This is a genomic window from Flavobacterium sp. UW10123, from assembly GCF_040538975.1.
Taxonomy (GTDB): Bacteria; Bacteroidota; Bacteroidia; order Flavobacteriales; family Flavobacteriaceae; genus Flavobacterium.
In genome coordinates this window covers 1-5,138 of the sequence record NZ_JBEWQE010000033.1, presented here as the reverse complement: position 1 = coordinate 5,138, position 5,138 = coordinate 1, and the positions used below count along the sequence as shown (strand labels likewise).

Below are 5,138 nucleotides of genomic sequence, written 5' to 3'. Positions count from 1 at the left end.
AAGAAAGCTTCAAAATTTTTTCAATTTTTTCTTGCGAGAAACAAAAAGAAGTTTTAGTTTTGCACCCGCTTTGAAACAGAAGCGAAAACAAAGAAACAACGTTCGTAGACATATTGAATTGACAGCCGTCTTGTCCAAAAGGCAAGACAAATAAAGAATAAGAGTAATGGAATCGAGAGATTCGAAGAGAACCGATAGATAGGGCATCGCATATACATTATTAAAATATACGATGAAGAGTTTGATCCTGGCTCAGGATGAACGCTAGCGGCAGGCTTAACACATGCAAGTCGAGGGGTAGAAGTCTTCGGACTTTGAGACCGGCGCACGGGTGCGTAACGCGTATGCAATCTGCCTTCCACAGAGGGATAGCCCAGAGAAATTTGGATTAATACCTCATAGCATTGAGAACCGGCATCGGTTTTCAATTAAAGTCACAACGGTGGAAGATGAGCATGCGTCCCATTAGCTAGTTGGTAAGGTAACGGCTTACCAAGGCTACGATGGGTAGGGGTCCTGAGAGGGAGATCCCCCACACTGGTACTGAGACACGGACCAGACTCCTACGGGAGGCAGCAGTGAGGAATATTGGTCAATGGGCGCAAGCCTGAACCAGCCATGCCGCGTGCAGGATGACGGTCCTATGGATTGTAAACTGCTTTTGTACGGGAAGAAACACTCCCTCGTGAGGGAGCTTGACGGTACCGTAAGAATAAGGATCGGCTAACTCCGTGCCAGCAGCCGCGGTAATACGGAGGATCCAAGCGTTATCCGGAATCATTGGGTTTAAAGGGTCCGTAGGCGGTTTGGTAAGTCAGTGGTGAAAGCCCATCGCTCAACGGTGGAACGGCCATTGATACTGCCAGACTTGAATTATTGGGAAGTAACTAGAATATGTAGTGTAGCGGTGAAATGCTTAGAGATTACATGGAATACCAATTGCGAAGGCAGGTTACTACCAATTGATTGACGCTGATGGACGAAAGCGTGGGTAGCGAACAGGATTAGATACCCTGGTAGTCCACGCCGTAAACGATGGATACTAGCTGTTGGGCGCAAGTTCAGTGGCTAAGCGAAAGTGATAAGTATCCCACCTGGGGAGTACGAACGCAAGTTTGAAACTCAAAGGAATTGACGGGGGCCCGCACAAGCGGTGGAGCATGTGGTTTAATTCGATGATACGCGAGGAACCTTACCAAGGCTTAAATGCAGACTGACCGATTTGGAAACAGATCTTTCGCAAGACAGTTTACAAGGTGCTGCATGGTTGTCGTCAGCTCGTGCCGTGAGGTGTCAGGTTAAGTCCTATAACGAGCGCAACCCCTGTTGTTAGTTGCCAGCGAGTCAAGTCGGGAACTCTAACAAGACTGCCAGTGCAAACTGTGAGGAAGGTGGGGATGACGTCAAATCATCACGGCCCTTACGCCTTGGGCTACACACGTGCTACAATGGCCGGTACAGAGAGCAGCCACTGGGTGACCAGGAGCGAATCTATAAAGCCGGTCACAGTTCGGATCGGAGTCTGCAACTCGACTCCGTGAAGCTGGAATCGCTAGTAATCGGATATCAGCCATGATCCGGTGAATACGTTCCCGGGCCTTGTACACACCGCCCGTCAAGCCATGGAAGCTGGGGGTGCCTGAAGTCGGTGACCGCAAGGAGCTGCCTAGGGTAAAACTGGTAACTAGGGCTAAGTCGTAACAAGGTAGCCGTACCGGAAGGTGCGGCTGGAACACCTCCTTTCTAGAGCCCGAGTGTTAGCCGAAAGGCACGCTGGGGAAATAAGATGCCTAGGCTTTGGTTCTGGGTCTTGAAATTGCATTACTCTTGCTGTTAATTTAAAAAAAAAATGATAAGGAATTAAGAAGACAGAGTCTCGTAGCTCAGCTGGTTAGAGTACTACACTGATAATGTAGGGGTCGGCAGTTCGAGTCTGCCCGGGACTACTAAAATCTTAAGGCCGAAAGGAAATTTTAGAAGTTGAGTATTATGGGCATAACTCATAACTAATAACTCATAGCTAAAGAAATGGGGGATTAGCTCAGCTGGCTAGAGCGCCTGCCTTGCACGCAGGAGGTCAACGGTTCGACTCCGTTATTCTCCACAAAAGCGTAAGCTTTAAAGTTCATTGACATATTGGGATAAGAAAATAATAAGAAAGTAGAAAGCGTTTTTATTAGCAATAATAAAAACAAACAAAACGGATCATATTAAATTATGATTTGGTGCAATAAGCAAAATAAGGGCGCATGGGGAATGCCTAGGCTCTCAGAGGCGATGAAGGACGTGATAAGCTGCGAAAAGCTGCGGGGACTGGCACACACAGATTGATCCGCAGATATCCGAATGGGGCAACCCGCTATATTGAAGATATAGCACACCGATAGGTGGGCAAACCCGCTGAACTGAAACATCTAAGTAGGCGGAGGAGAAGAAAACAAAAGTGATTCCGTAAGTAGTGGCGAGCGAACGCGGATTAGCCCAAACCAGGATTGTTACGGCATTGCTGGGGTTGTAGGACCGCGATATTTCATGCATGAGGAACCGGAAGCTTCTGGAAAGGAGCGCCATAGAGGGTGACAGCCCCGTACGGGCAACAAATGTAATGGATAGCGGTATCCTGAGTAGGGCGGGGCACGTGAAACCCTGTCTGAATTCGGCGGGACCATCCGCTAAGGCTAAATACTCCTGAGAGACCGATAGTGAACCAGTACCGTGAGGGAAAGGTGAAAAGAACCGTGAATAACGGAGTGAAATAGATCCTGAAACCATGCGCTTACAAGCGGTCGGAGCCCTTTAGTGGGGTGACGGCGTGCCTTTTGCATAATGAGCCTACGAGTTAACGCTGCTGGCAAGGATAAGTGGTTAAGCCATGGATCCGCAGCGAAAGCGAGTCTGAATAGGGCGCTTTAGTCAGTAGTGTTAGACGCGAAACCGTGTGATCTACCCATGGGCAGGTTGAAGCTGTGGTAACACACAGTGGAGGACCGAACCGGTTGACGTTGAAAAGTCTTCGGATGACCTGTGGGTAGGGGTGAAAGGCCAATCAAACTCGGAAATAGCTCGTACTCCCCGAAATGCATTTAGGTGCAGCGTTATTTTAGTTATATAGAGGTAGAGCTACTGATTGGATGCGGGGGCTTCACCGCCTACCAATTCCTGACAAACTCCGAATGCTATATAATGATTGATAACAGTGAGGGCTTGGGTGCTAAGGTCCAAGTCCGAGAGGGAAAGAACCCAGACCATCAGCTAAGGTCCCCAAATATATGCTAAGTTGAAAGAACGAGGTTTGTCTGCCCAGACAGCTAGGATGTTGGCTTGGAAGCAGCCATTCATTTAAAGAGTGCGTAACAGCTCACTAGTCGAGCGGACGAGCATGGATAATAATCGGGCATAAGCATATTACCGAAGCTATGGATTTTGTGGCAACACAAAGTGGTAGGGGAGCATTCTGACAGGGCTGAAGGTGTATCGTAAGGTATGCTGGACCGGTCAGAAAAGAAAATGTAGGCATAAGTAACGATAATGCGGGCGAGAAACCCGCACACCGAAAAACTAAGGTTTCCACAGCTATGCTAATCAGCTGTGGGTTAGTCTGGACCTAAGGCGAACCCGAAAGGGACAGTCGATGGCCAACGGGTTAATATTCCCGTACTTCTTATTGCTGTGATGGGGTGACGGAGTGATGAAAGCGCCGCGAACTGACGGAATAGTTCGTTAAAGCACCTAGCTATAGGCTCTCTAGGCAAATCCGGAGAGTTTGGTGAAATGCGATAGTACTCGGAGTCTTCGGACAAAGAGATAGTGCGCCTAAGGGCTTCCAAGAAAAACCTCTAAACTTCAGGCAGTAAGAACCAGTACCGTAAACCGACACAGGTAGTTGAGGAGAGAATCCTAAGGTGCTCGAGAGATTCATGGCTAAGGAATTAGGCAAAATAGACCTGTAACTTCGGGAGAAAGGTCGCCCCGAGCAATCGGGGCCGCAGTGAAGAGGTCCAGGCGACTGTTTATCAAAAACACAGGGCTCTGCAAAATCGTAAGATGAAGTATAGGGCCTGACACCTGCCCGGTGCTGGAAGGTTAAGAGGAGATGTTATCTTCGGAGAAGCATTGAATTGAAGCCCCAGTAAACGGCGGCCGTAACTATAACGGTCCTAAGGTAGCGAAATTCCTTGTCGGGTAAGTTCCGACCTGCACGAATGGTGTAACGATCTGGACACTGTCTCAGCCATGAGCTCGGTGAAATTGTAGTAACGGTGAAGATGCCGTTTACCCGCAGTGGGACGAAAAGACCCTGTGCACCTTTACTATAGCTTAGTATTGACCTTGGATAAATGATGTGTAGGATAGGTTGGAGACTATGAAGCGGCGTCGCCAGGCGTTGTGGAGTCATTGTTGAAATACAACCCTTTGTTTATCTGAGGCCTAACCCCATAGAAGTGGGGGACAGTGCTTGGTGGGTAGTTTGACTGGGGTGGTCGCCTCCAAAAGAGTAACGGAGGCTTCTAAAGGTTCCCTCAGTACGCTTGGTAACCGTGCGTAGAGTGCAATGGCATAAGGGAGCTTGACTGAGAGACATACAGGTCGATCAGGTACGAAAGTAGAGCATAGTGATCCGGTGGTTCCGCATGGAAGGGCCATCGCTCAAAGGATAAAAGGTACGCCGGGGATAACAGGCTGATCTCCCCCAAGAGCTCATATCGACGGGGGGGTTTGGCACCTCGATGTCGGCTCGTCACATCCTGGGGCTGGAGAAGGTCCCAAGGGTTGGGCTGTTCGCCCATTAAAGTGGCACGCGAGCTGGGTTCAGAACGTCGTGAGACAGTTCGGTCTCTATCTACTGCGGGCGTTAGAAATTTGAGTGGATCTGATTCTAGTACGAGAGGACCGAATTGGACTAACCTCTAGTGTATCTGTTGTCCCGCCAGGGGCACCGCAGAGTAGCTACGTTGGGAAGGGATAAGCGCTGAAAGCATATAAGCGCGAAACCCACCACAAGATGAGATTTCTTTTAAGGATCGTGGAAGATGACCACGTTGATAGGCTACAGATGTAAAGGCAGTAATGTCATAGTCGAGTAGTACTAATAATCCGTAAGCTTATGCACAAACCTTTTCCCCGCTCAAGGGCGGGGA

Annotated in this window: 2 tRNA genes and 2 rRNA genes; all 4 read left to right on the top strand. The window is 48.9% G+C overall.

From position 1 onward, the window contains the following. The first annotated feature begins 229 nt into the window (after window positions 1-229). A 16S ribosomal RNA gene (locus ABXT06_RS22670) occupies window positions 230-1,743 on the top strand. Window positions 1,744-1,872: 129 nt separating this feature from the next. Then, window positions 1,873-1,946, top strand: a tRNA-Ile gene (locus ABXT06_RS22665). Between the two features lie 84 nt (window positions 1,947-2,030). Further along, window positions 2,031-2,104, top strand: a tRNA-Ala gene (locus ABXT06_RS22660). 123 nt (window positions 2,105-2,227) lie between these two features. Beyond that, window positions 2,228-5,110 (top strand): 23S ribosomal RNA (locus ABXT06_RS22655). The 16S and 23S rRNA genes sit together here with 2 tRNA genes alongside, the layout of an rRNA operon. Window positions 5,111-5,138: the final 28 nt, after the last annotated feature.